Below are 26537 nucleotides of genomic sequence, written 5' to 3'. Positions count from 1 at the left end.
GCCAGCCGCCGCTCCGCGGCGGCAAGCATCGCCTCGGACGCGTCGAGCAGGACAACCTCATAGCCCAGCCGGGCCAGCGGAAACGACTGGTGCCCGGCGCCCCCGCCCACGTCGAGCACGGCCGCCGGCGGCGGCGGCAGGTGATCCATCAGGTGGCGGTGCAGGACATACGTGCGCACCCGGCCCTTCACCGTCGCGTACGCGCCCTCGACGAACCGGTCCGTCAGGCCAGCCCAGACATCCTCGGTCACGGCAACCATCCTGCCCGTACCCACCCGAAGCGACGACGCCCGGTCCGGCCGCTTCGCCAGATTCCCCGGCCTCGACTGTGACGACCGCCGCCTCGACTACCCGCACGCCGACGAGCTCGCGGACAGGCGCGAGAGCGCGGTCCACACGCACGCCGTGCCAGCAATCTGCCTTTAGTTCGCGCCAGTTCCTGGTACGCTCGACGCTATGACCGTCATGCCGTTCACCGATGCGCGCAACCGCCTGTCGGAGCTCATCGACGAGGTGGAGCGGACCCATGAGCGGGTGGAGATCACCCGTCATGGGCACGCCGTGGCGGTCCTCATCTCCCCCGATGACCTCGCGGCGCTGGAGGAGACACTGGATGTGCTGGCGAGCCGGGAGGCGATGCGGCAGCTCGCGGAGTCCCGAGACGCGGTCGAAGCCGGCGACGTGCTCGATGCCGAGGAGCTCACCGCGCTCATGGTGAAACGGGCGCGGAGCGCCGAGCGGCCTCGCGCGACATGAGTGAGACCGGCGAGCCGTTCAAACTTCTGATCACCGGCCCCGCGGCACGCGCTCTCGCCGGCAGACCGCCCGAGAAGATCGCGGCGGCCGTCCACGAGTTCATCACGACCACGCTCCTGAACAACCCCCACCGGCTCGGCAAACGCCTCCTGCTCCCACCGTACGAGGGCACCTGGTCCGCCCGGCGCGGCAGCTACCGGGTGTTGTACGAGATCGATGAGGAGAACCGTACCGTTACCGTAACCGCCGTCGAACATCGGTCCGACGCGTACCGCTCACGCTGACCGAGAGACCCGACGAGGATATTGGGACCCCTGCTGTCACATGCGCCCATTAAGTCCTCGGTTCGGAGGGCTGAGCGTCGTCGCTGCTCTCGGCTGGCCGTGCCGGCTCGATCGGCTGCCGGTGCGTTCAGTGGCCGGGGATGGCGCCGGTCGTGGTGAGGGACTCGGCGGTTTCGATGATGGTGGTCGGCACGTCGCGGGAGCTCGGAGTCAGCTCGGGCGCGCCGTACCACCACTTCACCGACCGTGCGGCGCTGTTCGCGGCGATTGTCGTCGACGGACACGACCTGCTGTTCACCCGGCTCGACGCCGCTCGGGCCGGCGGTTCCGACGCCGTCGCCGCGTTACGCGACCTGCTCGTGGCCTACGCCGGCTTCGCCGCCGACCATTCCGCGCACATGCGCGTGATGCTGCGCCCCGAACTCGCCGAGCCAGCCGCGCACCCGGAGGTGACGGCGGCAGGAGCACGTCCGATCGAGCTGCTACGGTCGACCGTCCTGGCCGCGCAGGACGAAGGCGCTGTTCCTCCCGGCGACCCGGAGCCCGTGCTGCAGATGTTCTGGTCGCTGGCGGTCGGCTATGTGACGCTGTGGCTCGACGGCCCCGTCGAGGCCCGCTGCACCACTCTCGGCACGACCCCCGACGAGATGAGCCGCCGTGTCGCGTCGACCGTCGAGGAACTGCTGCGACGACCGCGAGCGTAATCCGGGCGCGAGGACACCTGCCATCGTGGGTCCGCTCATGGGAGACGGTGACACCCCGGCCATGGCCCCGCCGCGACAGCTTCACCGGACCGGGCGATCCGCTCCCCGTCTCACGCCGCACCATCGAGACCACCCACGGCAGCGCCACGGAAGGCATACCCGCAACGGATCAGTTACCTTGCATGGGGGTGTTTGCGCCGTTCCGTAGCCGCGGGGAAAAACACCGGCTCACGCCGGGTCCGGACAGGCGATGTGGAGGGGCGGGCGATCGCGTGGAGCTCCTGTCGGCCGCATGGGCCGTCACCGGCCTCGCCGAGCCGCACGTGTCGCTGGCCGGCGGCACCGAAGGCGGGACGGAGAGCCGCTGGGGGTTGGGCATCGGGGGTGTTCTGCTCTTGGCCTGGGCCGTCGAGCAGCTCTGGCGCCTGCAACGCCGGCTCGTGAGCCGGCTGACCGGCCGTGTGGCCCAGGGCGTCGTCGTCGACGTCGACAGGAAGGAACACGGTGACGACGTGACCTTCTACCGGCCGAAGGTGGAGTACGTCACCCGCGACGGCACCCGCCACGTCGGTTGGGCCCGGTCGGCGACGGAACGCAACTACCGGGTAGGGCGGCGGGTACTCGTCCACCACGAGGCCGACCCGACGGTGTTCTCCGTCGGATCGACCGGACGCGATGTGGGACGGTTCGTCTGGGCCGGGATGTGGGCCGCCGCCGGGATCTACTGTCTCGTCACCGCGCTGTCCCCGTGACGCGGGACCGGGTCCGGACCGGAGACGTTCACGCTGCCCGGCCGCCCGGATCCCCTCGAAGGGTGACCACAAGGGGCAACCTGATGGACCTGACGTGTCACACGATGTCGTACGCGCCGCCGATCCCGGACCGGCCGACCGCCTAGCTGATCACCAGGAGTTTCCGAGGACGACGCTCTGGATCAGACTGCTCTCCAGGAAGGCGGCCTCGTCGACATCCTGACTCACGTGGTCGTCCCTGCGACGGTCGTTTCAGGGACGGGTCTCGTTCGTGATCGCCGAGAACTGCGGGGGTGCGGACGGCTGAACGATGTCCGCCCTGGCCTGCGCGATGATCTCCTGAGCGTGCCGCTCGATCTCCTCGGGGCCGAGACCAAGAGCCGTACCGATAAGGAACCCGCAAACGACGTGATCGCATCGGCCGCGCGGTCCTGCGACGTGCGCATCCGCGCGAAGAGGACCCGTTCATTGGGGACCCGTACGTGGGGGCGGCCACTGCCACCCCCACCGGCGCGGCGCGCCTGATTCTGATCATCAGCGGAGGGGCTCATGGTACTCATACTCGGGGCTCCACCCACAGTGTCAGGTAGCTACCGGAAGAGCGACGAATCCGGTTACCGGCGTCCAGCGCCGTAGCCCTGCCGCCCGAGATCGGAACCCCGGTTCCTGAGTCGAAAATGGCCTCAGGGTGAAGGTGGCCCCGCCCCGCATCAGGCCTGCACAAGGGTGATGGTGCGGCCGGCGGGGCTTGTCGTGGTGGTGATGGCCGTGCGTTCGGTGATGTCGGGGCGAGGATGCGGCTGACCGGCAGGCCGAACAGCAGGACGAGCGCGCCGGCGGCGGGGCCTGTCCGCCCCGGTCAACGACGGTCAGAGGGCGGCGGGAACGGCCTGGTGACGGTCGGGATGCTGGTCCTGTAGGGGAAGCCGCCGCCCTGAGGGAGCCCGGGCCGTCGTCGCGCGGGTCCTCGCCCGGTAGCGCCCGGGCGGCTGGCCGCGGGCACGGCTGAAAGCCCGGGAGAACGCATACTCGCTGGTGTATCCGATGTCGGCGGCGATCGCGGCGATCGGGTCGTCGGTTTCCCGCAGACGTTGCGCGGCCAGGTCCATACGCCACCGGGTCAGGTAGGTCAGCGGCGGTTCGCCGACAAGCTCACCGAAACGCCGGGTCAGCGTCGCGCGGGAGACGTGCACCGCGGCGGCCAGCGCCTCGAGGTTCCACGGCCGCTGCGGCTGGTCGTGCAGCAACGCGAGCACCCGCGCGACGACGGGGTCACGCAGTGCGCGCAACCACGACGCCTCACCGTCGGGCTGTGTACGCAGCCAGGCGCGCACGACATGCACGAGCAGGACATCGATCAGCCGGCCGACGGCGGCACGCGATCCGGGTGGATTGCCGCCCAGCTCGAAGCGCAGCAGGTGCAGCGTCGCGGCGACCGCCCCGTCATCACCGGGAAGGGCGGTGGACAGGTGCAGGACACCGGGCAACAGCGACAACAGCGGCTGGGCGACCTCGTGATCATAATCGTAGGCGGCGCACAGGATATGCGTGGCAGCCCCGTCACCGGACAGCTCGATCATCCCCTCGGGTGTGCGCGGCCCCGCCCTGGTGACCTGCTCCAGTGATATCGCCGGTGTGTCCGGGCCGCTGGAAAGCGTGTGCGGGAGGTTGGTCGGCAGCAGCACCACGTCGCCGGGCAGCAGCTGCCGAGGCGGCGTGTCGGCGGTGCGCAGCCAGCACGATCCCGCCAGGACGCTATGGAAAGTGGCACCGGGCTGCGGATCGACCGCCACCCCCCACGGCGCATGGGCGAGGAGCTGGGCAAGCACGGCACCCGAGACACGCGCAAGATCGAGGACGTCGGTCAGCGGGTCCACGACATCAACCATAGCGCGAACACCGTGAGCCTATCGGACAAGAAACCGCCACCATCGGGCATTCATCCGCTTATCCGCTCGGTCTAGCGTGACAGGCATGTCGACCACCTCCACCCCCGCCACGTCCTTGACCGATGCGGCCGTGCGGCTACGCGCCCAGCTTCGCGACCAGTTCGGTGACGCGCTCGACCCGTTCGACGCGGAAGCCGACATGCTGGCTACCCGTAGCATCGCTGCCGGCGCACCCGCCGTCGGCGCACCCGCGCCCGACTTCACCCTGCCCGACGTCCACGGCGCGGACGTCACGCTGAGCACCCTGCTGGCCAGGGGCCCGATCGTGGTCGTGTTCTACCGCGGCGCCTGGTGCCCCTACTGCAACCTGCAGCTCAACGCCTTCCAGACGGCGCTGGACGACATCGAGGCCGCCGGCGCGACGCTCGTGGCCATCTCCCCGCAGACACCCGACAGTTCACTGACGTTCACCGAACAGCAGCAGCTGCGCTTCACCGTCCTCAGCGACGTCCACAACACGGTGGCCCGGGCCTACGGCCTGGTCTTCCGGCAGGCCGACGCCCCGACCGCGATGCAGAAACAGCTCGGCATCGACCTCGAACAGGTCAACGGCGACGACAGCCACGAACTGCCGGCAGCCTCCACGTTCGTGATCGACACCGAGGGGACCGTCCGTTTCGCCGCGGTCTCCAGCGACTACCGGTGGCGCGTCGGACCCGACGAGGTCCTCACCGTCCTGCGTGAGACGAGATAGCCATCCTCCGCCATCCAGGCACAGCCGGGAATCCTATGACATCCACCGACCACCCCACGATCCCGATTCCCACGGACATCCGGGCGCTCCTGGACGCGCCCAACTACGTGCACCTTTCCACCCTGCGGGCAGACGGTTCCCCCCGTAACCAAGTCGTGTGGGTCGGGCTTGAAGGCGATCACGTGCTCGTGTGCACCGCCGACTGGTCATGGAAGGCAAAGGATATGCGCCGCGACCCTCGGGTGGGCCTGTCCGTCGTGGACATGGCGGACCCATATCGTATGGCCACGCTCAAGGGACGGGTCGTCGAGAAACGCCGTGACAAAGACTGCCGGTACATGGATCCGATCAGCGTCAAATACACCAATCTATCCTTCCCCAGCCGCGGCCCCGACCGTATCTGCTTCGTGATCGCGATCGAAAGAGCCGTTCAGCACACGCTCGGCTTCGTCCACAACCCCAGCTGACAAGCGTTTCTCCGTATCCCACGGTGGCCTGTTACGTCGCGGGAAAGCAAGACATGGCGGACCCTGTCTGAATGTTGCTCAGACCGTCAGGATGAGCTCGGTGAAGGCAGCCGATACCAGCAGTCGCAGTCTGGTGCCGACGCCGAGTTCGTGGTGGCCACGGCGGGGACTGACTGTTGCATTCGCCGATCACAGCCGATCTGCACCGTAGATCTTCCCGCCGGACGCGCCCATGCGCCCCGATCAATGGGTTACCAGCCGCCCGGAGCCGCGTCGGGGACGCCTCGGCGCCGGAAGACTTGCAGTCAAGATCTACCGGTGCACGCGAATGCACCAGTCCCCCCTTTTGCTGCTTGCTGAGTTGAACCTGGAGACCGGTTGTGCATGCGGTCACCGCCAGCTACGCTGGCGCCAGCGTCCCCACGGATATTGTGGATGACGGATGATTGCCCGGTCGCGCACAAAATGTCCGGTGCCGGAAAGTACCCGAAATCGCCAGAGTGGGAGCACGGGAAATGGACGTCTCGATCGGGTTGCCCTCCACCATTCCCGGCGTCGAAGGCAGTCAGATCCTCGAGTGGGCCAAACGGGCGGACCGCTCCGTATTCTTGTCACTCGGCGTCATCGACCGTCTCGTCTACCCCAATGACGAGCCTCTGATCACGCTTGCGGCCGCAGCGGCGGTGACTGAGCGGATCAAACTCCTGACCGCCATCGCGATTCTTCCGTACCGGGTCAATGCGGCGTTGTTCGCCAAGCAGGCCGCAAGTATCCAGCATCTTTCCGGCAACCGGTTGGTGCTGGGTCTCGGCCTGGGCGGTCGGGAGGACGACTACCAGGCCGGCGGCGTTCCTTTTACTGGCCGGGGACGACGATTCGAAAAGATGCTGGTGGACACGCTTGAAATCTGGTCCGGTGAGCCGCGCGGCGACGCGGGGGCGATCGGGCCCACCCCACCGGCTCGTCCCGGGTTGCTGATCGGAGGCCAGTCACCGAGGTCCTTCCAGCGGGCCGCCGAGCACGCGGACGGATGGATCGCGGGTGGGGCGCCGCCGGAGGCGTTCGGGCCGGCCGCCGCGCAGGCGAAGGCTGCGTGGGAAGCCCGCGGCCGCAAGGACCGGCCACGGCTGGCGGCACTCGGTTACTTCTCCCTGGGGCCGGAGGCACGCGCACATGCTGAGAGCTACCTCCGGCACTATTACGCGTTCGCCGGAGCGTACGCCGAACAGGTGGTGGCGGGTGCGCTGACCGACGGCAGGGCGGTCCGCGACGCTGTCGCCGCCTTCGCCGATGCGGGGTGCGACGAGTTGGTGCTGCTCCCGTGCAACCCGGAACCCGGCCAGGTCGACCTTCTGGCCGACGCGGTCAGGTAGGCCCAACGGAAGGAAGGTCATTCGGCCGCTCAGATCCGGTCCGACACGGGGCCGAGGGATTCACGCACCTTTGGTCACCTAACAAAGCCCTACTAGTTGTGGATCAGTCATCATGCCGAGGTCCTGGGGAAGGCACGGCGCGGAAATGAGCGCGACCGAGCAGCGCTACGCCCCGCTCACGCGGGCGTTCACCCTGGCAACTGCGTCCAGCACGGCGGCGGCGAACAGGTCGGGATGGACCACCGGAAAATCATGATCGGCTGCTACCGGGATGACATGTGCCCCGAGCTGGTCGGCCAGTTGCCGTTGCAAGGCGGGGCGGCACAGCGTGTCGTTGTCGGTCAGCAGCACGACTGACGGCACGTTTCGGAGCGGTTGAACACGTCCGCGCAGATCGTGGCGTTGCACGGCACGGCCTATGGCCAGGACGGCGGCCAGTGGGGTACGGGTTAGTTCGGCGTGCAGCCACGGCCATCGGTTGACCACATCAGTCCCGCTGCGCCGATTGGCTCCGAAGTAGCGCGCGGGCAGCGAGTTTCCCCGGTTGAGGCGAGCCAGCGGGGCTGCCGTCGCAAGAGCGGTCCACAACAGGCGGTCGCGGCGGTTCTGCCGGTAGTTCAGCGCGCAAGCTGCCAGGACCAGGCCCGCGACCCGCTGCGGATGAGCCAACGCCATATGCGTTCCCACCAAGCCGCCGAGGGAGAATCCGCACACGATCACACGGTCGATATTCAGGACGTCGAGCACCGCTATGACGTCTTCGGCGCAGTCGGCGATGGAGAACTCCCCGGCGATCGGCAGTCCGCGTCCGTGGCCACGCTGGTCCAGGCCGACAATCGGATGCCGCTGGGACAGCGGTGGCATCAACCCGAAGAAATTGACGTCCAGCGACCAGGTCCACCCGTGCAGCAGCAACACCGGCAGTACACCGTCCCGGTCGGCCCGGGTCTGCCGCACGAAAACCTCCCCGCGGCCGGGGACTTGCAACATACGACCGGGCGGCAGCTCGGGACGCCACCCCTGTATGTGTGAGCGCGATGCGCGGGCCGGTCGGAGGAAGCCTGCCGTGCGCCGCGCCACACGGACACGGGTTGTCTGCATACTCGAAATTTACATGCAATCAGCTTGCGATCAGCGGCAGGGTGTCTCGCCCTGCTGGCTGGTTCACAGCGGTGGACGGATCTCGTGTCCACGTCCCGTGGAGACCTCCCAAGCCTGTCGCCGGGAAACTTTGTCGGACGCTATGACGTCATGCGAAGCTGCAGTTGACCACACCTCCCCGTCTTCGCTGTTCTCGCAAGAAGACCGGCTGAGAAGAGTAGTTCTCGGGAATCCTGAAGAGCCGTCAGCCCGCCTCTGGGTGGGGCGGCCAGCGGAACCCATTTTGGATCTTGTTCTGATGTTGGACGAACACGGGTTTCAGCACTCGGCGTGTCGACGGTCCAGCTTGGGAGCTGCCATACCGGGCGGGGCTATTTCTGAAGTGGTTCTCAGGGATTATTTCTTACCGGACCTGCAGCGACGGCCGGCTCCAGGGTCCGACCGTCGTCCATCTCGCACGGCCTCGTACGGTGTGCCGGTAAATTTTACACGACATATTAACGAGTTTTACATGGAATATTGACGGGTGGATGGTGGACGATGCCGGCATGGACGTTCCCGGACCGCGCCGGTGGGAGTACACCGCAGAACTGCACCGGCTCCGATTCATGCTGAGCTCGCTCGCCACACAGGCCTGCGAGATCATCCTTGGCGCGACCGCCGCGGTGACCGAACAGGCCGACACCGTCTGCGTGCACCTCTCCGTGGCCCGTCTGCGCGGCACCTGCCAGGAGGCGAACAACGACCTGGTCACGCTGTTGGCCCGCCAAGCCCCGGTCGCCGGGGACCTGCAGCTGGTCATAGCCGGACAGCGGATCACCCTGGCCGTGCAACGGATGGCCGAACTCGCCGACCACATTGCCACCACCGCCGACCGTCGGGCCCCCGCCCAGGTGCTCCCCGCCGACCTGTGTCCCAGCCTTACCCGGATGGGCCGGCTATGCTCCGAACAGGCCTGCGGCCTCGCCACTGCGATTCACGCCGACGACACGGCCACGGCTGTCCGCCAGCTCACCGCAGGCGACGATCCCATCGACCGGATCCACCGGGAGCTGATGGCCACGGTGACCGACTCGGGTTGGTCCCACGGCATGCACAGGGCCGTGGATCTCACCCTGCTGTCCCGCTACTACGAGCGGTACGCCGATCAAGTCGTCAATGCCGCCCAATCCCTCGCCCGCGCCCACTGGGTGCTACCGCTGCCGGACAACCGGGTGTCCGCGCACACCGTCCAGAGATCGGCGTAGGTTCCGGTCGGTCGGCCAGTCACGAGGCCCGAGCCCACACAGCCGGTGTCGTCATCAAGCGGAGCGCCATGATGTCTGGACTGATAACAGCCGCAGCCGTTGTCCTCGTGCTGGCATTGTTCCTTCTCGCTCTCTTCGGTTCCGAGAGGCGGTACCAAAGGAACTCTCCGGAGCAGAACGGAAGCCGACATCTCGAACGATAATCGGTCAATCCCGTACTTCTACTGCCTCGGCCGGGCCAAGAAGGAGAACTGTACACAGTCGACAGTCTTGATCGCTGACGTCGAGGTGGCCGTCGCGGACTACTGGTCCCGCATCCAGCTCACCGAAACTCGCATCGCGGCCATCCGCGAACAGGCCATGGCCGAGCCGGTGAAGCGGCAGCACAGCAACCGGACCAAACTCGACTGCTGCTCTGCGCCAACGCGCATCGGCTGTACCTCAGCGCTCCGCCTGACGTACGCCGACAGCTCAACCAAGCCGTCTTCGCCCGCCTCTGGATCATGGATGACCAGGTGCAGGGCGCGGATCTCACCGAAGGCTTCGTTCACCTCCTCGCCCCTGATCTTGCCGCACGGCTGACGGAGGCGAAGAACGACGAAGACGCGAAGATCGAAATCCGTCCCCGCCTCGGTAGGGGCCGGAGACGATCATCCGGCGCGCAGAGCGCTGACCTGAAACTGGTGCGGCCCAGGGACGTCATACAGCGCCCGAACGGCCCACTTCCCGCCGATCCGACGAACCCCGGACCCAACCGGGACCGGGGTTCAAACGTGACCGTTTTGGTGTCCGAGGGAGACTCACCCCATTCGTACATGATCGGCCTTCGTGAGGTCTTCGACCTCACACTCGTGGGCACGGCACATGTAGGGCTTTGTTAGGTGACTGAAGGTGCGTGAATCTTTCGTTCTGGTAACGGGTTGTAGGGGTGGTGGCAGGTGTGGCAGGCGCCGGTCCAGACGTTGAGCTCAGTCCTAATAGAGCGCGACGGCGAAGTCGGGTTCGGTGGCGGCACGGACGTCGTCGACGGTCACGCTTGGCGCGAGCTCGCGCAGGACGAGTCCTGAGGGCTCGATATCGAATACGGCGAGGTCGGTGATGACGCGCTGGATGCACGCGCGTCCTGTGTAGGGCAGCGAACACTCGTATACGATCTTGGGTGAGCCGTCTTTGGCGGTATGCTCCATCATCACGATCGAGCGCTTGGCCCCGTGCACAAGATCCATCGCGCCGCCCATCCCCTTGACCATCTTTCCGGGGATCATCCAATTGGCCAGGTCGCCCTTCTCCGACACCTGCATGGCGCCGAGGATGGCGACGTCGATGTGACCACCGCGGATCATTCCGAACGACGTCGCGCTGTCGAAGTACGAGCCGCCTTTGTTGAGGGTGACGGTCTCCTTACCGGCGTTGATGAGGTCGGGGTCGACGGTGTCCTCGGTCGGATATGGCCCGACGCCGAGTATGCCGTTCTCGGACTGCAGCACGACGTGTATGCCGTCCGGCACGTAATTGGGTACCAGGGTAGGCAGACCGATCCCGAGGTTGACATACTGCCCATCCGTGAGCTCGAGAGCGACCCGTGCTGCCAGCTCATTCCTAGACAACACGGACGGTCCTCCGCTCGATCCGCTTCTCCACAGACACCTGTACCACGCGCTGCACGAAGATCCCCGGAGTGTGCACCAGGGCCGGGTCTAGGTCGCCGGGCTTCACGATCTCCTCGACCTCCGCGATCGTCACGCGACCCGCAGCGGCGCAGAGTGGGTTGAAGTTCTGCGCTGACTTCTCATAGACGAGGTTGCCGTGCCGATCGCCGTAGCGAGCGTGCACGAGAGCGTAGTCGCAGACAATCGCGTGCTCCAGCGCGTACTCCACGCCGTCGAAGGTGCGGACTTCCTTGGGCTCCGACGCCTTCGCCGTAGCACCCGACCCGTCGTAGCGGAGAGGAAGCCCTCCGAGTGCAACCTGTGTCCCGACGCCACTGGGAGTGAAGAAAGCGGGGATGCCCGCGCCACCGGCGCGGAGTCGCTCGGCGAGCGTGCCCTGCGGGACCAGTTCGACCTCGAGCTCGCCGGACAGGAACTGCCGCTCGAACTCCTTGTTCTCTCCGACGTAGGAGCCCGTGGTGCGGCTGATCCGTTTGGCTCGCAGAAGCGAGCCCAGTCCCCACTCATCAACGCCACAGTTGTTGGAGACCGTCTTGAGGTCGTCGACCCCGGTCTCCAACAGTGCCTCGATGAGGGCCTGTGGGATACCACAGAGCCCGAACCCGCCGACGGCCAGCGATGATCCCCTGACGATATCTGCCACTGCTTCGGCAGCGCTATTGACGATCTTGTCCACTGCTCCCCCTTCGACCCCTAACTCTAGTTAGAAAATAGCGCCTTGCAAGCGTGTCTTGTGGTGCGAAGGGGTATCGGGATCATTGGATCAAAACGAAAATAGAATAAATGGAAGATATCGTAGATCAACATCTACTGAGGGTAGTGGTTCATAGACTGATGTCGCTCGGCTTATTTTGATCATTCTGCTGTCACGGGGTAGTGGTGGATGGTGGCAGGTCCGGGGTGGTGGGGGCGGGCTGGCCGGACTTCTGTAGTCGTTGCGTCGGCCATATTTGATCTTGCAGGGGCGAGGGCGGGGCAGGGGCGGGTTGAGTCGTTCGGTGATCTCGGCGTGGATCCGGGGTAACGCGGTGTGCCAGTCCTAGAACGAAAATCAACGTGAGGCTGGGCAGACGGACCTGACCCGTGGCCTGGCGTCGTGGGTTGGGCGGGGTGTCCGGTTGGTCGGGACGGTGTGTCAGGCCGTGGTCGCCGCATCCTGGGGATGAGGGTGACTCGGAGGCCGAGGCGCTCGAGGCGCCGGATGTGGCTGGCGATCTGCTTGCGGGTGTCCTTGTGCCGCTCGTGGTGGTCGGCGCCGAGGTCGTGATATCGGGAGTCCGAGTCGTTGACCAGGTGCCAGATGGTGATCAGGATCGAGCGGGACACCGCGACGATGACTTTCTGGGACCCCCGGTTGGCGCGGATGCGCCGGTAGCGGGCGCCTAGAACGTCTGGGTCCTGGCCTGCGAGAGCACGGCCTGGCCAAGTGCGCCGGCTAAAGATCAATAGACGGTGTGTTCGAAGGGGAGCGGCAGCGCTGAAGCCCTGCCGCAAGGTTGCTCATGGTTGCCGATGGGGTCGATCTGACGACCGGGTGTGAGTTGCTTGCCTTGAGATAGTATCTAAACTAAATTAGAACAGACGAAGTCCCGCATGGACCGTCGCTGGCGGCAGGTGGCCTGCTGCCATGGAAGGAGAGATGATGTCGGTCGCTGGGGCCCGCACCCACATCGATCCTGTGGCGCTGCACGAGGCTTTGGGCGTGGCCAACATTCCGACGCTGGTACCGCTGCTGGTGCAGCTCACCGGCGACCGCAAGTGGACACGCCCACCCTACCGGCCGACTCGTGCCCGTGGTACGGACGACCACGATGACGGCGGCCTTCCCCCCGCGGTGCAACAGGAAATCCGCTCAGAGGTCGAACGGGCAGTGCTGGACTGGGCTGCGGGAGCACCGGTCGCGATACCCGCTCCCACTGGTCGGCAGTTACTGGAATTACTCGAGCTGTGTGTCGCCGAGGAGGTTCCCGAGGAGTTCGAGGCGATGACAGCCGAGCAGATGGGATTCCGACCCAGGCCTGCGCCGGTGCCATTCGTCGCCAGCAACGAATTCCGCGTGATCGTCGTCGGTGCTGGCATCTCGGGCATGACCGCCGCCAAGCATCTCCAGGACACCGGGATCGCCTACACGGTTATCGAGAAGAACGCCAACGTGGGCGGCACGTGGATCGAGAACCGCTACCCGGGTTGCGGAGTCGACACCCCGAGCTACCTCTATTCTCTCTCGTTTTTCCCGCGCGCGTGGAGTATGCACTTCGGCAAGCGCTCGGAGCTTGAGGAATATCTGGACGGACTCGCCACGCATTTCGATCTTCATAAGAAGATCCGCTTCGAGACCATGGTGGTGGCAGCGTCCTGGGACGATGACGCGGAACTGTGGACAGTCATCGTCCAGGACGCGGCTGGCACGAAAGAGGAGCTGACCGCAAACGTCCTCATCTCGGCTGTCGGTCAGCTGAACATTCCGAAAATCCCACAGCTCGAGGGGGCGAAGCGGTTCAAGGGACCGGTGTTTCACTCGGCGCGCTGGCCTGAGGGTCTGGACCTGACTGGCAAACGTGTCGCCGTCATCGGGACTGGCGCGAGCGCCATGCAGATCATCCCCGCCATTGCCGACACGGTGGGAGCTCTCGACGTCTACCAGCGCTCGCCGCAGTGGGTGTCGCCGAACAGCAACTACTTCCGATCGGTCGATGAGCGGATGCACTGGCTCATGGACAATGTGCCGTTTTACCGCTCCTGGTATCGCTCCAAGCTCGCCTGGGCCTACAACGACCGGATCCACGCGTCACTGCAGAAGGACCCTACGTGGCCGCATCCGGAACGGTCCCTGAACGCCGTCAATGACTCACACCGCAAGTTCTTCACGGCATACCTGATGAGGGAGCTCGAAGGTAGGCCCGACCTTGTGGAGAAGGCATTGCCGGACTATCCGCCATTCGGAAAGCGGATGCTGCTGGACAACGGATGGTTCGCCGCACTGAAGAAGCCTCAGGTCGAGCTCATCACGGCTGGGGTCGCGGCGCTGACGGAGACGGAAGTTGTCACGGTCCATGGGGAGAAGCGGCCCGCGGACATCGTGGTCCTCGCCACGGGTTTCGAGGCCCACAACCCCATCCGCTACCAGGCCACCGGCGTGAATGGACAAGTGCTTCAGGATCTGTGGGGAGCAGACGATGCTCGCGCGTATCTGGGCATCACAACGCCAGGTTTCCCGAACCTGTTCTTCATGTACGGGCCGAACACCAACCTCGGCCACGGCGGCAGCTTCATCTACTTGGCGGAAAGCCAGATCAACTACATCATCGATGCCCTGCAACACATGCTCTGCGAGGGCATCAGCTCCCTTGAGTGCAGGCAGGAGGTCAGTGACCGGTACAACCAGGAACTTGACGAGGCGCATGAGCGGATGGTGTGGACGCACCAGGGTATGGACACGTGGTACCGCAACTCCAAAGGCCGCGTGGTGACCGCAATGCCCTGGCGTGTTGTCGACTACTGGACGATGACGCGCTCAGTTAACCTGGACGACTATATGCTGCGTGAGAATGGTCGGATTATCAAACGACTAAAATCGGCCAGACACCCACCTGAACACGAGTAACTGGCGGTGTGCCGCGACCGCCCTCGGCTGTCGCGGCACGCGCTGTCATAGGAGATCCGGTGTTAGCGCCTGTCTGCTGCTCTGTTCGGCGTGACTTGGAGCATGGTCGTATAGACGGTGCTCATGGGCGTTCCGTCCCGACGATGGATACGAACGATACACACTCGCCGGGGCCTCCGCCGAGATTGTGGGTCAAGCCCATAGTTTTTCCCGTGCTGGGAATGCTCCGCTCCTCCGGAGCTTCACCACGAAGCTGCAGCCAGCACTCATAGAGCATGCGAAGCCCTGACGCCCCCACAGGATGACCGAATGCCTTCAGTCCGCCGTCGGGGTTGACCGGTAGTGTGCCGTCCAGGTCGAACGCCCCAGCCAGAACGTCCTTCCATGCGGTTCCGCGGGGGGCGAAGCCGAGATCCTCCATGAGGACGAGTTCGGTGACGGTGAAGCAGTCGTGCACCTCGGCCATCGCGATCTGAGCCCGAGGATCGGACACGCCCGCCTGGCGGTAGGCTTCCTTTGCGGATGCCTCGACCTCCGGGAAGGTCGTGAAGTCGTAGTTTGGGTCGATGTTACCGTCTGCCGCACCGGACACGAAGGACAACGCCTTCACGAACAGGGGGCGCTTGGTGTAGCGGTACGCGTCCTCGGCCCGTACTACGATCGCTGCCGCTGCCCCATCCGATACCCCGGAGCAGTCGAATACGCCGAGGTTTCCGGCGACCAGAGGGGAACGGGCGATGGTTGTCCTGGCCACTTCTTTTCGGAACTGGGCCCGTGGGTTCCGGGAACCGTTCTTGTGGTTTTTCCAGGCGATCCGAGTGAAGACCTCTTTCAACTGGTCTTCGTCCACGCCGTATTTCCGGCTGTAGGCCGGTGCCAGCAGGCTGAAGTTGGCTGGTGCCGTTGTGGTGCCAAGCGTGCCGCCCGTCCCGTCGCCCGGAATCGACTGACGAGTCAGACCGGAGTAGCCGGAGTCCTTCAATTTTTCGACGCCGACGGCCATGGCCATGTCGTAGGCGCCGCTGGCGACGGCGTACGCGGCGCCACGCAACGCTTCGGATCCTGTCACGCACATGTTCTCGACGCGACTGACGGGTTTGTCGCGGATCCGGAGCGGACGGCTCAGCGTCAGACCTGAGACGCCTGACATGTAGGTGCCGAGCCAGAAAGCGTCGATGTCGTCGATCGCGATAGATGTACTCTGCGTGGCTGCCCCCACCGCCTCGACGAGAAGGTCATCCGTGCCGCGGTCCCAGTGCTCGCCGAACACCGTACAGCCCATGCCAACGATTGCGACCCGATCACAGATACCTCGTGATGCCATCAGAGCCTCGTCTCATCCGTGCGAAGAGGTCGTGCCTTCCAGAAGTAGTTGTGCACGCCGTCGGCCGTCAGCAGGCGTCGGAATGTGAGGCCGACACGCAGACCGATATGTGCGTCTGCCGGGGCCGCGTCGGCGAGTTCGCATCGAAACCGACCGCCCCCGTCGAAGTCGACGACGACGGCCACCATTGGTGGACTCGGTGTGAACGCAAGGCGGTCAACAGTGAACGTCGCCACCGTCGCAGGCGTGTCACGCAGCGATAGCCGCGACATCTGGTCGACCGCGGAACATGCAAAGCACACCTTTCCCGGTGGCACATTGACCGCTCCGCACGCGTCGCACCGAGCCGCCTGAAAGGCGAGCTTGTAACCGGCGGACCGGCGAGTTGGCGGTGCCGCGGGCGGGTCCGGCTCCGGTCGCCGGGGTGGCTCGCGGTCGAGCATTCCCCGCCAGGTGAGGAAAGTAATGTAGCTGAGCTCACCGTGTGGGCCATCCGCCTGCCCCGAAACGCCTGTCGAGGAACGCCGGGACAACAGGTGCTCCGTGGTTCGCATCAGCATAGCGCTCGCACCGTCGGCGAGGTGGACCAGCGCGACGTTTTCGCCAGCGCCAGCGCGGTCCAGAGCTGCGGCGAGCAGTATCCCGGGCTGAGCCGCACCGGGGTTGCCGATGCGGTCTGCCAGGTTGTCGACCACCGCTTCGGGACGCACGCCACTGGCCTGCGCGAACTGCCGCACCGCGCGGGTGGCCAGACCGCTCACGACAAGGTGGTCGATCTGGCCAGGTGCGAGATCGGCTGCTTTCAGCGAGGTGGTGAACGCATCCTCAGCCAGCGGTCGGTAGACATGTTCGGCGAAGCGCTCTTCCCAGGTATGGGAAGCCTTTTCGCCGGGTGTCCGCCACCGCTCCAGGAACTCCTCCGTGGTCGAGGCGAACGCCAGTACGGTCGCGAGCTCGGGTGTCTCCGATGTGCCGCGTCCGAACAAGAACGCTGCGGCCGCGTCGCCACCCTCTCGCTCGTCGCTGCTCCCGGGTAGCCCGGTGCGTATGTCGGCGACTACGGCGAGAGCCGGGACTCGCGCCTCGCTCGCGGCCAGCAGTGCGCCGATGGCCGACCGCGGTGAGCCAGCCATGTCGACCGCCAGCGCCGCCCGATCAAGTCCGAGCGCGGCGTGCAGCACAGCCGCATTGGTCTTGTCCAAGTAGGGGGGAAAGGAGGTGGCGAAATAGAGCCTCTCAGGCAGACCACGCTGTCCCTGTAGGGCAGCCGAGCCAGCCTCCACCCCCATGGAGACGACATCCTCGTCGTACGAGGCCACGGCGCGTGAGCCTCTCCCCCCCGAAGCGCCGAGAGCCGCCTGCATGTCGCTCCGACGAAGCCGGTGGTATGGAATGTAGGAGCCGTAGGACAGCAGGCCGGTCATGGACGTCCTTCCGTGGGGGAGCCGTTGACAGCCTACTTTCTAATTTAGGTTTGAGTCCAGTGTACGTCACGTGCTCCGTCGACGCGTACTCCGGCGTCGTGTCGACATGCCCTCGAGGGTAAGGACGCAGAACTGCTCCGCCAGCTGCTCCGGAGCCAGATGGTGATCGGCGTGGTACCACTCGACCGTCCAGTTCAGGGCACCCGCCAGCATCATCAGGACCACTGACAGGTCGAGGTCGGAGCGGATGTCCCCAGCGTCGGCAGCGTCGTTGAGCAAGCCCCGCCACAGGTCGAGGTAGGTCCGCTGCAATGGAAGGATGGCGGCTCGGACGTCGTCCGGCACCTGTCCGAGGATTCGCAGCATGGCCGAGGTGTAGTCGCCCCAGGCCAGGACGGACAGCAGGTGCGCGGTCATGGCCATCGCCAGTTTGTTGATAGGCGCGGTGCGTGTGAGTAGATCGCTGATGCTGCGCCTCACCGCGCTGTCGGTGCGTTCCCAGGCATTGTGCAGCAGGTGCACCACCAGGTCCTCGCGCGAGGCGAAGTGATAGTAGAGGCTGCCGGTCTGCATGTCGGCCTCGGTCGCGACGTCCACAAGCCGGGCTCCGGCATAGCCGTTCTCGCGAAAGATCTTCGCGGCCGCGTCGAGGATCCGAGCGGTCGTCGCGGCGCCACGTGTCTCTGCTGCGGGCTCCTCGTGCGTATCGGATGTGAGGGTAAATATGATCTTGTGTGACCGGCGCCGCTTTCCCTTGGAGGTCCCGAGCCCGTCGAGGAACAGCGCAGCGAACTGCTCCTCGAGACCACTGAGCGTGAGTCCCTTCGGCTGGTCGGGGTGGAACCAGTCGGGGGATGCGTTCATGGCTCCCAGGACGAGCATGCGGCACGCGGAGATGTCGAGGTCCTGACGCAGCTCACCCTCACGCTGCGCGTTCTCGAACAGTTCCCGCCACCACTGGCCGTACTCCCGCTGCAGCGTGAGGGCCTGAGCGCGGATCTCTTCAGGGACCTGTCCCAAGATGCGCAGGGTGGCCGCGGTGTAGTCACCGATCTCAAGGACGGCCTCGAGATGGGCATGTACGGCGATGCGGAGCCGGTCGAGGCTGCTCGTGGTGGGAGGCGCGGCGGAGACCTTGCCTATGACGAAGTCGTTCGTGCGCTGCTGGCCGACGCGCAGGACTTCCTGGACCAGGTCTTCCCGCGAGGCGAAGTGGTAGTAGAGGCTGCCAGCCTGCATCTGTGCCGCCGCAGCGATGTCCGTGAGGCGGGTGCCGGTGTAGCCGTTCTGACGGAAGATCTTGGCTGCGGCGTCGAGGATGCGCTGTCGTGTCGCCGTGGCCTTCTTGCCCGGGTGGGTGCGCACCGTTGTCATCGCCGTTCCTCTCTGGTTGACCCTCCGATTCTAAACGTGATGTGAGAGGCAGTGGCCGCCTCCTCGGCGGCTGGCTCGCGGTGACACCGTCTGTCGTAGGTCTGCCAGGCGGTTGGTGCTTGCACTCCTATACAAAATCTGCGTTCATTTAGACAGCAACGGCACCGGGCCGAGGCGTCGACGACAGCCAGGAGGATCCATGGTCGACTTCGTGCGTCCCGAGGACGACTACTTCCACAAGGACTCGATGACGGACAGCCCCTTCTGGAACGAGAGTGCTTGGTTCCCGTTCTACGTCGCAGAGCGGGACCTCTCGGGCTTCGTCTACATGAACCATCGGCCGAACATGAACTTCTCCATGACGGGCGTGGCTCTCTGGGACCCGTCGGGCGAGCAGATGTACGACTGCCTGTACCACGACTGGCTGGAGCTTGCCCCGCTCGACGTCCGCAAGGACGAGGTGGAGATGTTCGACTACAGTACGCCGAACGGGCTCACGCTGAAGTGCGTCGAACCCCAGAAGACCTTTCTGATGCGGTACGACCGCGACGGCTGCCAGCTCGACCTACGCTTCGACGCCACCATGGGTGTGGCCAACTCGGGCTTCCCGGACGGCTCACAGGAGTGGGGGCCGCACCACTACGAGCAGGGCGGCCGGGTCAGCGGGAAGGTATGGATCAACGGCGAGGAGATCGACGTCGACTGCGGGTCCAACCGCGACCATAGCTGGGGTCCCCGCCTTTACAAGGACAATCCGCGTGGTGACTTTCCGTGGTTTAACGACGGGAAGGGCTTCGCCTTCCAGATGTACAACATAGGCACCGAGCCGCTGGCGACAGATCCGATCGAGGGCACGATCGAGCCAGCGATCACCGGATGGATCCAGAAGGACGACAAGATCAGCCATGTCGTCTCCGGCACCCGGCAGGTCCTCGAACGTCGCCCCGACGGAGTGCCGTGGAAGTTGGCCATCGAGGGCACCGACGACATAGGGCGCACCGTCCATGCGGAGGGTGAGTGCAAGAACGTCCTCAAGTGGGTGCCCTGGGCCCGCTATCTGCAGTACTGGTCGCTCTGCGAGTGGACACTCGACGACGGGAGCAAGCAGTACGGCGAGGCGATCGAGTGGTTCCCCGGAATCCAGGCGCGTCGCTTCCTGCGGGGGTTGGGCCAGTCATGATCGAGCTGCTGCAGGGCGTGCGCGTCATCGAGTGCGCGATGCTGCCGACCGGTGACCAGACCAGTCGCCTGCTCGGGGATCTCGGGGCCGATGTGATCAAGGTAGAGCGCCCGGGTTACGGTGACTACCTGCGCGAGCTTGGTGATCGGATCACGCCGCAGAACAGCGTGTTCCATCTGCTCTGTAACCGCAATAAGCGCAGCGTCACGATCGATCTGCGGCAGGACGAGGGGCGCGACCTGTTCTTCAGCCTGCTGAAGACAGCGGACGTCTTTGTGGATGGCTTCGCCGGCGATGCGTGTGAGGCTCTCGGAATCGGCTACGAGGCGCAGCGCGCGGCCAAGCCGGACATCGTGTACTGCCAGGCAAGCGGCTTCGGGGCCCGCGGAGCATACAGCCAGATCCCTGTGCACGGCTACATGATGGGAGCAGTGGCCGGCCAGGAGCAGTACAAGCTCGACGAGCGGGGCGTGGTGCACCAAGTCCTCAACCCCGAGGGGCTGTACTTCTCCGGATCGATCGACGGGCCGCTGTCCACCGCACTGTACGCCGCCCTCACGACGATCGCGGCGTTGCGGCGCCGAGACCAGACAGGCGAAGGTGCCCACATCGACGCGGCGGGCGCGGACGCGGTGCTGGCCAACCAGGCTCTGGACGCTGTGATGGCGTGGAACTCGACGCGCATCACGGATCGACGCAACCCGCCTCCGCCGGTAGGCATGGACCCGCACAAGCGACCCAAGTACACCTGGTACGCGACCAAAGATGACCGGATCGTGCTCCTCGCCGCCATCGAGCACAAGTTCTGGGACAATTTCTGCAGAGCCGTCGGCCGGGAAGATCTGCTCGACATCAAGAACACGTCGTTCGCCGTCGACTTTGCCGACGGCGGCAAGGCTGATCTGCTGGACGAGCTTGTCCCCGTGTTCAAGGAGCGCACGCTCGCCGAGTGGATGGACATCGCGCGCGCACACGACATCCCCCTGTGCCCGGCGAACTCCAAGCAGGACACGCTCGACGACCCGCACCTGCGTGCCCGCGAGATCGTGCACGAGACGACGCATCCGGTCGCGGGCCCCTACACGGGCACGGGATGGCCGGCTCCGGTCTCGGGGCAGCCGTTCGATGTGGCCCGTCATGCCCCAGCGTTGGGTGAGCAGACCGACGAGGTCCTGGCCGAGTTGGGTCTCACGGCCGAGCGGATCGCACGCCTGCGCGAACGACGCGTGGTTTGAGGAGTATCCCGACATGAAGCGGAATGTCTTCCAGACGGAGCACAATCTGTTCCGCGACAGCTTTCGGCGCTTCCTCGAAAAGGAGGTTGTGCCTCACCACCTGGAGTGGGAGCACGCCGGCATCGTGCCACGCGAACTCTTCCTGGCCGCAGGGGCGAACGGCTTCCTCGGTCTTGATGTCCCTGAGCGTTTCGGCGGGGGAGGGGTGACGGACTTCCGCTACAACGTCGTCATGCACGAGGAGGTGCAGGCCGCGGGCGTCAACGCGTCAGGGCTGGGGCTCTCCCTGCACAACGACACAGCTGTGCCTTACCTACTTCAGCTGGCCAACGACGAGCAGGCCGAGCGCTGGTTTCCGAGGCTGGTCACGGGCGAGTTGATCACTGCTATCGCCATGACGGAGCCAGGAACCGGCTCGGACCTGGGCGCGGTGCGCACGTCGGCCGTGCGAGACGGTGACGACTACGTCGTCAACGGCTCGAAGACGTTCGTCACCAACGGCATCAACGCCGACCTCGTCATTGTCGTCGTGAAGACCGATGTCACCGCTGGCGCGCGCGGCCTGAGCCTGCTGGTGGTGGAGCGCGACACCCCGGGCTTCGCGCGCGGGAAGAACCTGGACAAGATAGGCATGCACGCACAGGACACCGCAGAGCTGTTCTTCGCCGAGGCGCGCGTCCCTGTCGCGAACCTGCTTGGCCAAGAGGGAAAGGGCTTCGGCTACCTCAGCAGGAATCTCCCTCAGGAACGCCTGGCCATTGCCGTGATCAGCGTGGCCGCGGCACAGGCGGCGCTCAGATGGACACTCGAGTACGCGCGCCAGCGCTCGGCTTTCGGGCAGCCCATCGGCTCCTTCCAGCACAGCCGCTTCACCCTCGCCGAAGCGGCGACCGAGGTGAGTGTGGCGCAGGCCTACGTCGATCGGTGTCTCGAGGCACACATCGCTGGTGAGCTCACGGCCGAGGAGGCTGCCATGGCGAAGTGGTGGTGCTCCGAGATGCAGAACCGTGTCGTCGACCACTGCCTCCAGCTGCACGGTGGCTACGGCTATATGACCGAATACCCCATTGCGCGAGCGTTTGTCGACGCACGTGTCCAGAAGATCTACGGTGGTACCAACGAGATCATGAAGGAAATCATCGGCCGCTCTCTCGGGCTGTAAGGAGCACGCTGTGGTCATGATCGCGCCGCAGGTTGTCGCACGCGACAACCTTCCGCAGCGTGTCCGTATCTATGAGGTGGGCGCGCGTGACGGTCTTCAGAACGAGAAACAGGTCATCTCCACGGTGGTGAAGGCCGAGTTCGTCGAGCGGCTCGTGGCTGCCGGCCTGCGGACCGTGGAAGCGACGAGCTTCGTGCACCCGAAGTGGGTGCCACAGCTGGCAGATGCTGAGGACCTCATCGACCGCCTACAGCCGGTGGACGGGGTGCGCTATGTGGTCCTCGTGCCGAACGCCAAGGGCCTGCAGCGGGCCCTCGACCGAGGTGTGCGAGATATCGCGATCTTTGCTTCGGTCACCGAGACGTTCTCACGGCGCAATCTCAACCGCAGCGTCGCTGAGTCGATTGAGATGTTCACGCCGGTTGTGGAGCAGGCACGCGCAGCTGGAGTCGGGGTGCGCGCATATGTGTCCATGGTCTGTGGCGACCCGTGGGAAGGGAAGGTGCCTGTGACGCAGGTCGTCGACGTGGCGACGCGCCTTGTGGCGCTGGGCTGTACGGAACTCTGCCTTGGCGACACGATCGGGGTGGGGACCCCCGGCCACGTGCGCGCCCTCGTGCGCGCCCTCATCGCCGCGGGGATCGAACGGGACCAGCTCGGTGTGCATTTCCACGACACCTACGGACAGGCGCTTGCCAACGTCCTGGCGGCGCTCCAGGAGGGCGTCACGACGGTCGACAGCTCCGCGGGCGGTCTGGGTGGCTGTCCCTACGCCGAGAGCGCGACGGGCAACCTCGCCACCGAGGACCTGCTCTGGCAGCTGCACGGGCTCGGCATCGAGACCGGCGTCGACCTGCACGCGCTCGTGCGCACCAGCCTCTGGATGGCGGAGGAACTGGGCCGGCCGAGCCCGTCGCGCACTGTACAGGCCCTCGCAGCCAGTGTCGGGGCAGCATGAGCACAGCAGATCTCCAGATACCGCCGGGTACGCAGCCTGCGCAGCTGCGTGAGCTGCTGCGCGGTTGGATTACGGCCAACGCGCCCCAGGGGCTCTCCGACATCCTGGACTGGCGGGCCCGCGTCGACCTGCCGGGCTCGGTGATGCGGGCTGTCAGCGAGGAGCAGCACGCTCAGGCTCAGCAGCACCCGCTCTTCCGCGAGTGGGAAGAACGCTGCCTCCAGGCGCGTCTGGTCTGCCCAGCCTGGCCGGAGGAGTACGGTGGCCGGGGCTGGGAGGCGCCGGAGATGACGGTGCTCGACGAGGAGTTCTTCCGCGCTGGCCTGCCGCGCGTCGACCGAGTGCAAGGCGAGTCGATGGTCGGACCGTCGATCATCCTGCACGGCACCGACGACCAGAAACGGCGTCTGCTGCCTTCGATCCTGTCGGGTGAGCACCGTTACTGTCAGGGTTTCTCCGAGCCCGGTGCAGGGTCTGACCTGGCCTCGGCACGGACCCGCGGTGTGATCGAGGGGGATGAGGTCGTCATCACCGGCCAGAAGGTCTGGACCAGCCGCTTCGCCACGGCAAATATGATTTTTGTTCTCTGCCGGACCGACACCGACGCGCCCAAGCACAGGGGCCTCTCCTACGTCATCGTCCCCTTCACACCGGGAGAGAATGGCATCGACGCCCGCCCCATCCGTCAGATGACCGGTGCGGAGGAGTTTGCCGAGGTCTTCTTCGACGGGACGCGCGCACGGCTGGACAACGTCATCGGGGGCCTGGGCGAGGGCTGGCGGGTCGTGCAGTCGACGCTGGCTTTCGAGCGAGCTGCCGCAGGGCGCGCAACGACCATGCTGGTGCAGTCTCGTGAACGAGAGCTGGCCGCGCTCGTCGAGCTCGCGCGCGCCAGGGGCCGGGATCGCGACCCGGTAGTGCGCCAGCAGTTGGCCTGGGCACATACCCAGGTTCGGCTGCTGCGCGCATCGTGGGAGCGCACCGTCTCCGAGGTTGCCGCTGGACGGGAACCGGGTCCGCAGCTGTCCACATGGAAGCTGTTCTGGAGCGAGTACCACCTCAAACTCGGGGCCTTGGCGCTGGATATCGCGGGAACCGGCGCGCTACTCCGTCCAGAAGGACCCGGCCACCCGGTCGACCCCTGGCAGGACGCCTTCCTCGTGGCCCACTCTGGCACCGTCTACGCCGGGACCAGCGAGGTACAGCGCAACATCCTCGGTGAGGGTGTCCTGAGGCTGCCTCGCGAGCCCAGGCCGGCAGGTGCCCGGTGAGCTTCTCGTTCCCGGTCGAAGCAGGCGCGGTGCTCATGTTCGCCCGCGCTCTGGGGGACCTTGACCCCCGTTGGTACGACGAGGAGTCCCCTGCCGCACAGGCGCACGGCGGCGTGCTGGCCCCACCCACCTTCGTGGCGAGCGCGGCGCACTTCGACCCCGACTGGCCGTACCGTCCGCGCCCTGGCACGCCCTGGCACGGGTCCGGTCGCGGCCCGGGCTTCCCGCCGCCGGCCAGCGGCAGCGGCACCAGCCTTCATGCGGAGCAGCACTACGAGTACCATCGCCCGATCCGGCCCGGGGATGTGCTCACGGTGGACCGGGAACCCGGCAAACGCTGGGAGAAGCAGAGCGCACGCGCCGGGACGCTTCGCTTCGAAGAGGAGATCACCCGGTTCACCAACCAGCGCGGTGAGCTCGTCGTCACAGCAATCCGCGTGCGGGTGGTCACCGAGCGACCGGTGGAAGGGTGACAAGGTGAGACTCGAACAACTCACGGAGGGCGACAGCCACTCCCAGGTGGTCGTGCACGATCTGACGCGCACCCAGCTCGTCATGTATGCCGGCGCATCCGGTGACTTCAACCCGCTGCACACAGACGAGGTCTACGCCACCCAGGTCGCCGGATACGACAAGGTCATAGCGCACGGCCAGCTCACCATGGGGCTGACCGCCAAGGTGGTGACCGGCTGGGTTGACGAAGCCGATCTCAGCGCCTTCGGGGTCCGCTTCAAGAACCAGGTCTGGCCGGGAGACACCCTGACGGTCTCAGCCACGGTGACGTCAGTGACGAAGGGCCCCCACGGTCCGGAGGCTGAGCTCGCGTTCTCGACCACCAACCAGGACGGTGTGGAGGTCGTGAGCGGGTACGCGCGGCTGCGTGAGGCATGGGCTGTGGAAGACCGATGAGCGATCAGCCACAGGCGCTCGTCGCGGGAGGCAGCGGCGGTATCGGCGCCGCTGCCTGCAAAGCTCTCGCGCGCGAGGGCTTCGACGTCGCGCTGACCTATCGCAGCAATGCGGACGCGGCTGAGAGGGCGGCCAAGGCTGTGCGGGCGCTGGGCCGCAACGCCACGGTGCACCCTGCGGACCTCACCGAGGCAGCGGACGTCGGGGCGCTCGTGGGCTCGTTCGCTCGGCTGGACACCGTCGTGTACGCCGCAGGCCCGCAGATTCCCATGCGTTATGTCGGGAGCATCGACCAGGCGCTGTTCGCTGAGCAGCTGTTGCGCGACGCCGCGGCCTGCTTCAACCTGCTGCGGCCCGCGATCGTGCCGCTGCGCGCAACGAGAGGATCCGTGGTCTGCCTCGTCACGACGGTCCTCCGTCGGTGGGCTGCCCGGGACCTGCTCTCGGCGGCGCCGAAGGGCGCCGTCGAGCAGATCGCCCGCGCCATCGCGGCCGAGGAGGGCAAGAACGGTGTGCGCGCGAACTGCGTCGGGGTCGGCACGATCGAGGCCGGGATCTGGGAGGACCTGCTGAGCACGGGCGACTACGACGAGCGCGCACTGAAGGCCGCCCAGCGAGCGATCGCGCTCCGCCGGTTCGGTGCGGCGGACGAGGTCGCCGAGGTGGTGGCGTTCCTTGCCTCGCCCCGCTCGTCGTACGTGACCGGACAGACGCTCAACGTCGACGGTGGGTACTCCACATAATATTCGACTCAGATTTAGGGCGAGACGGATCAGCCCGGGCGTTTGGGGTGTGCTGGTTGGCAAAATGTCGTCTGTGCCGTGTTGACGCGAGTGGACGATGCCGAAGTCGGGGGCGAGAGCCTGCCTGCCGGCGTGCGGGACCTCGTAGTTGCGGTCGACACGGGTCCAGCGTCGATCCGCGGGCTGCGGACACTGGCGCGGATGGGGCCGATGACCTGGTCCCGCAGGGCCGGGAGTGCGGCGATGTCGATGGCCGGGACGTGGTGGCTGGGGCCCAGGTGCGTATCCGGTGAGAGAACCGCCCCGGCCATCCACATCAGATGGGTGTTGTCCAGCAGTCGTAGTTGCCAGTCAGC

General features: G+C 65.9%; 26 protein-coding genes. 17 read left to right on the top strand and 9 right to left on the bottom strand.

Annotated elements, in window-relative coordinates; all coding sequences use genetic code 11:
• Positions 1-251, bottom strand: a 251-nt coding sequence (locus FrCorBMG51_RS27890; protein WP_157180390.1) for a methyltransferase domain-containing protein, incomplete at its 3' end; no start/stop codon positions are given.
• A 205-nt stretch (positions 252-456) separates the two neighbouring features.
• Between FrCorBMG51_RS27890 and FrCorBMG51_RS04025 the strand changes: the two genes are divergently transcribed.
• From FrCorBMG51_RS04025 to FrCorBMG51_RS04010, 4 genes are all read left to right on the top strand, one after another.
• Positions 457-756 (top strand): type II toxin-antitoxin system Phd/YefM family antitoxin, encoded by a 300-nt coding sequence (locus FrCorBMG51_RS04025; RefSeq protein ID WP_047221768.1) that lies wholly within the window; start codon positions 457-459, stop codon positions 754-756.
• Positions 753-1040 (top strand): type II toxin-antitoxin system RelE family toxin, encoded by a 288-nt coding sequence (locus tag FrCorBMG51_RS04020; RefSeq protein WP_047221767.1) that lies wholly within the window; start codon positions 753-755, stop codon positions 1038-1040. Before FrCorBMG51_RS04025 ends, FrCorBMG51_RS04020 begins: the two co-directional genes overlap by 4 nt.
• A 152-nt stretch (positions 1041-1192) precedes the next feature.
• Positions 1193-1744, top strand: a complete 552-nt coding sequence (locus tag FrCorBMG51_RS04015) for a TetR/AcrR family transcriptional regulator (protein ID WP_175648354.1) — start codon at positions 1193-1195, stop codon at positions 1742-1744.
• Positions 1745-2016: 272 nt separating this feature from the next.
• On the top strand, positions 2017-2496 hold the full coding sequence (locus FrCorBMG51_RS04010; RefSeq protein WP_047221765.1) for a DUF3592 domain-containing protein: 480 nt from the start codon (positions 2017-2019) through the stop codon (positions 2494-2496).
• Between the two features lie 869 nt (positions 2497-3365).
• Here FrCorBMG51_RS04010 and FrCorBMG51_RS04005 read toward each other — a convergent pair.
• Entirely contained in the window at positions 3366-4385 is a 1020-nt protein-coding gene (locus FrCorBMG51_RS04005) for an AraC family transcriptional regulator (RefSeq protein ID WP_083731000.1), read from the bottom strand.
• Between the two features lie 85 nt (positions 4386-4470).
• Between FrCorBMG51_RS04005 and FrCorBMG51_RS04000 the strand changes: the two genes are divergently transcribed.
• From FrCorBMG51_RS04000 to FrCorBMG51_RS03990, 3 genes are all read left to right on the top strand, one after another.
• Positions 4471-5139, top strand: a complete 669-nt coding sequence (locus FrCorBMG51_RS04000) for a peroxiredoxin-like family protein (protein WP_047221764.1) — start codon at positions 4471-4473, stop codon at positions 5137-5139.
• A 35-nt stretch (positions 5140-5174) separates the two neighbouring features.
• A complete protein-coding gene (locus FrCorBMG51_RS03995; protein WP_047221763.1) occupies positions 5175-5606 on the top strand; it encodes a TIGR03618 family F420-dependent PPOX class oxidoreductase in 432 nt (143 codons plus the stop codon).
• 515 nt (positions 5607-6121) lie between these two features.
• Positions 6122-6979, top strand: a complete 858-nt coding sequence (locus FrCorBMG51_RS03990) for an LLM class flavin-dependent oxidoreductase (protein ID WP_047221762.1) — start codon at positions 6122-6124, stop codon at positions 6977-6979.
• A gap of 165 nt (positions 6980-7144) precedes the next feature.
• Here the strand turns inward: FrCorBMG51_RS03990 and FrCorBMG51_RS03985 are convergent, their stop codons facing one another.
• A complete protein-coding gene (locus FrCorBMG51_RS03985) occupies positions 7145-7897 on the bottom strand; it encodes an alpha/beta fold hydrolase (protein ID WP_157180380.1) in 753 nt (250 codons plus the stop codon).
• A 731-nt stretch (positions 7898-8628) separates the two neighbouring features.
• On the opposite strand from FrCorBMG51_RS03985, the gene FrCorBMG51_RS03980 reads away from it, so the two are divergent.
• Complete coding sequence (locus FrCorBMG51_RS03980; RefSeq protein ID WP_083731006.1) at positions 8629-9327, top strand: phosphate signaling complex PhoU family protein; 699 nt, start codon at positions 8629-8631, stop codon at positions 9325-9327.
• 302 nt (positions 9328-9629) lie between these two features.
• Here the strand turns inward: FrCorBMG51_RS03980 and FrCorBMG51_RS03975 are convergent, their stop codons facing one another.
• The 3 genes from FrCorBMG51_RS03975 to FrCorBMG51_RS03965 all read right to left on the bottom strand — a co-directional run bounded on the left by FrCorBMG51_RS03975 (position 9630) and on the right by FrCorBMG51_RS03965 (position 11673).
• Complete coding sequence (locus tag FrCorBMG51_RS03975) at positions 9630-9878, bottom strand: hypothetical protein (protein WP_047221760.1); 249 nt, start codon at positions 9876-9878, stop codon at positions 9630-9632.
• Positions 9879-10301: 423 nt separating this feature from the next.
• Entirely contained in the window at positions 10302-10934 is a 633-nt protein-coding gene (locus tag FrCorBMG51_RS03970; protein ID WP_235433296.1) for a CoA transferase subunit B, read from the bottom strand.
• Positions 10927-11673 (bottom strand): CoA transferase subunit A, encoded by a 747-nt coding sequence (locus FrCorBMG51_RS03965; protein WP_047221759.1) that lies wholly within the window; start codon positions 11671-11673, stop codon positions 10927-10929. The genes FrCorBMG51_RS03970 and FrCorBMG51_RS03965 overlap by 8 nt, the downstream gene beginning before the upstream one ends.
• A gap of 966 nt (positions 11674-12639) precedes the next feature.
• Between FrCorBMG51_RS03965 and FrCorBMG51_RS03960 the strand changes: the two genes are divergently transcribed.
• The gene (locus tag FrCorBMG51_RS03960) at positions 12640-14601 is read left to right on the top strand and encodes a flavin-containing monooxygenase (protein WP_047221853.1); all 1962 of its coding nucleotides are present in this window, start codon (positions 12640-12642) and stop codon (positions 14599-14601) included.
• A gap of 121 nt (positions 14602-14722) precedes the next feature.
• Here the strand turns inward: FrCorBMG51_RS03960 and FrCorBMG51_RS03955 are convergent, their stop codons facing one another.
• The 3 genes from FrCorBMG51_RS03955 to FrCorBMG51_RS03945 all read right to left on the bottom strand — a co-directional run bounded on the left by FrCorBMG51_RS03955 (position 14723) and on the right by FrCorBMG51_RS03945 (position 18723).
• Positions 14723-15925 carry an acetyl-CoA acetyltransferase gene (locus FrCorBMG51_RS03955; RefSeq protein WP_047221758.1) on the bottom strand — a complete coding sequence of 401 codons (1203 nt, stop codon included), beginning with the start codon at positions 15923-15925 and terminating at the stop codon, positions 14723-14725.
• Positions 15925-17349 (bottom strand): OB-fold domain-containing protein, encoded by a 1425-nt coding sequence (locus tag FrCorBMG51_RS03950; RefSeq protein ID WP_047221757.1) that lies wholly within the window; start codon positions 17347-17349, stop codon positions 15925-15927. Before FrCorBMG51_RS03950 ends, FrCorBMG51_RS03955 begins: the two co-directional genes overlap by 1 nt.
• Before the next feature lie 66 nt (positions 17350-17415).
• The gene (locus FrCorBMG51_RS03945; RefSeq protein ID WP_047221756.1) at positions 17416-18723 is read right to left on the bottom strand and encodes a TetR-type transcription factor C-terminal domain-containing protein; all 1308 of its coding nucleotides are present in this window, start codon (positions 18721-18723) and stop codon (positions 17416-17418) included.
• A gap of 199 nt (positions 18724-18922) precedes the next feature.
• Between FrCorBMG51_RS03945 and FrCorBMG51_RS03940 the strand changes: the two genes are divergently transcribed.
• The 8 genes from FrCorBMG51_RS03940 to FrCorBMG51_RS03905 are packed head-to-tail and all read left to right on the top strand — an operon-like array spanning position 18923 to position 26181.
• Positions 18923-19903, top strand: coding sequence for a DUF7065 domain-containing protein (locus tag FrCorBMG51_RS03940; protein ID WP_047221755.1), 981 nt, complete (start codon positions 18923-18925; stop codon positions 19901-19903).
• The gene (locus tag FrCorBMG51_RS03935) at positions 19900-21138 is read left to right on the top strand and encodes a CaiB/BaiF CoA transferase family protein (protein WP_086055231.1); all 1239 of its coding nucleotides are present in this window, start codon (positions 19900-19902) and stop codon (positions 21136-21138) included. The genes FrCorBMG51_RS03940 and FrCorBMG51_RS03935 overlap by 4 nt, the downstream gene beginning before the upstream one ends.
• A 13-nt stretch (positions 21139-21151) precedes the next feature.
• On the top strand, positions 21152-22300 hold the full coding sequence (locus FrCorBMG51_RS03930) for an acyl-CoA dehydrogenase family protein (RefSeq protein WP_047221754.1): 1149 nt from the start codon (positions 21152-21154) through the stop codon (positions 22298-22300).
• Positions 22301-22316: 16 nt separating this feature from the next.
• Positions 22317-23258, top strand: coding sequence for a hydroxymethylglutaryl-CoA lyase (locus FrCorBMG51_RS03925; RefSeq protein WP_047221851.1), 942 nt, complete (start codon positions 22317-22319; stop codon positions 23256-23258).
• A complete protein-coding gene (locus tag FrCorBMG51_RS03920; protein ID WP_047221753.1) occupies positions 23255-24529 on the top strand; it encodes an acyl-CoA dehydrogenase family protein in 1275 nt (424 codons plus the stop codon). Before FrCorBMG51_RS03925 ends, FrCorBMG51_RS03920 begins: the two co-directional genes overlap by 4 nt.
• Positions 24526-25002: an FAS1-like dehydratase domain-containing protein gene (locus FrCorBMG51_RS03915; protein WP_086055230.1), complete on the top strand. Its 477-nt coding sequence runs from the start codon at positions 24526-24528 to the stop codon at positions 25000-25002. The genes FrCorBMG51_RS03920 and FrCorBMG51_RS03915 overlap by 4 nt, the downstream gene beginning before the upstream one ends.
• 4 nt (positions 25003-25006) lie before the next feature.
• Positions 25007-25438 (top strand): MaoC/PaaZ C-terminal domain-containing protein, encoded by a 432-nt coding sequence (locus FrCorBMG51_RS03910; RefSeq protein WP_047221752.1) that lies wholly within the window; start codon positions 25007-25009, stop codon positions 25436-25438.
• Positions 25435-26181 carry an SDR family NAD(P)-dependent oxidoreductase gene (locus FrCorBMG51_RS03905; protein WP_047221751.1) on the top strand — a complete coding sequence of 249 codons (747 nt, stop codon included), beginning with the start codon at positions 25435-25437 and terminating at the stop codon, positions 26179-26181. Before FrCorBMG51_RS03910 ends, FrCorBMG51_RS03905 begins: the two co-directional genes overlap by 4 nt.
• The last annotated feature ends 356 nt before the right edge of the window (positions 26182-26537 follow it).

Origin of the sequence: Protofrankia coriariae (genome assembly GCF_001017755.1) — a bacterium.
Lineage (GTDB): Bacteria > Actinomycetota > Actinomycetes > Frankiales > Frankiaceae > Protofrankia > Protofrankia coriariae.
Note: the sequence above shows the minus strand (reverse complement) of the source record. Positions and strands in the feature narration are given on the sequence as shown.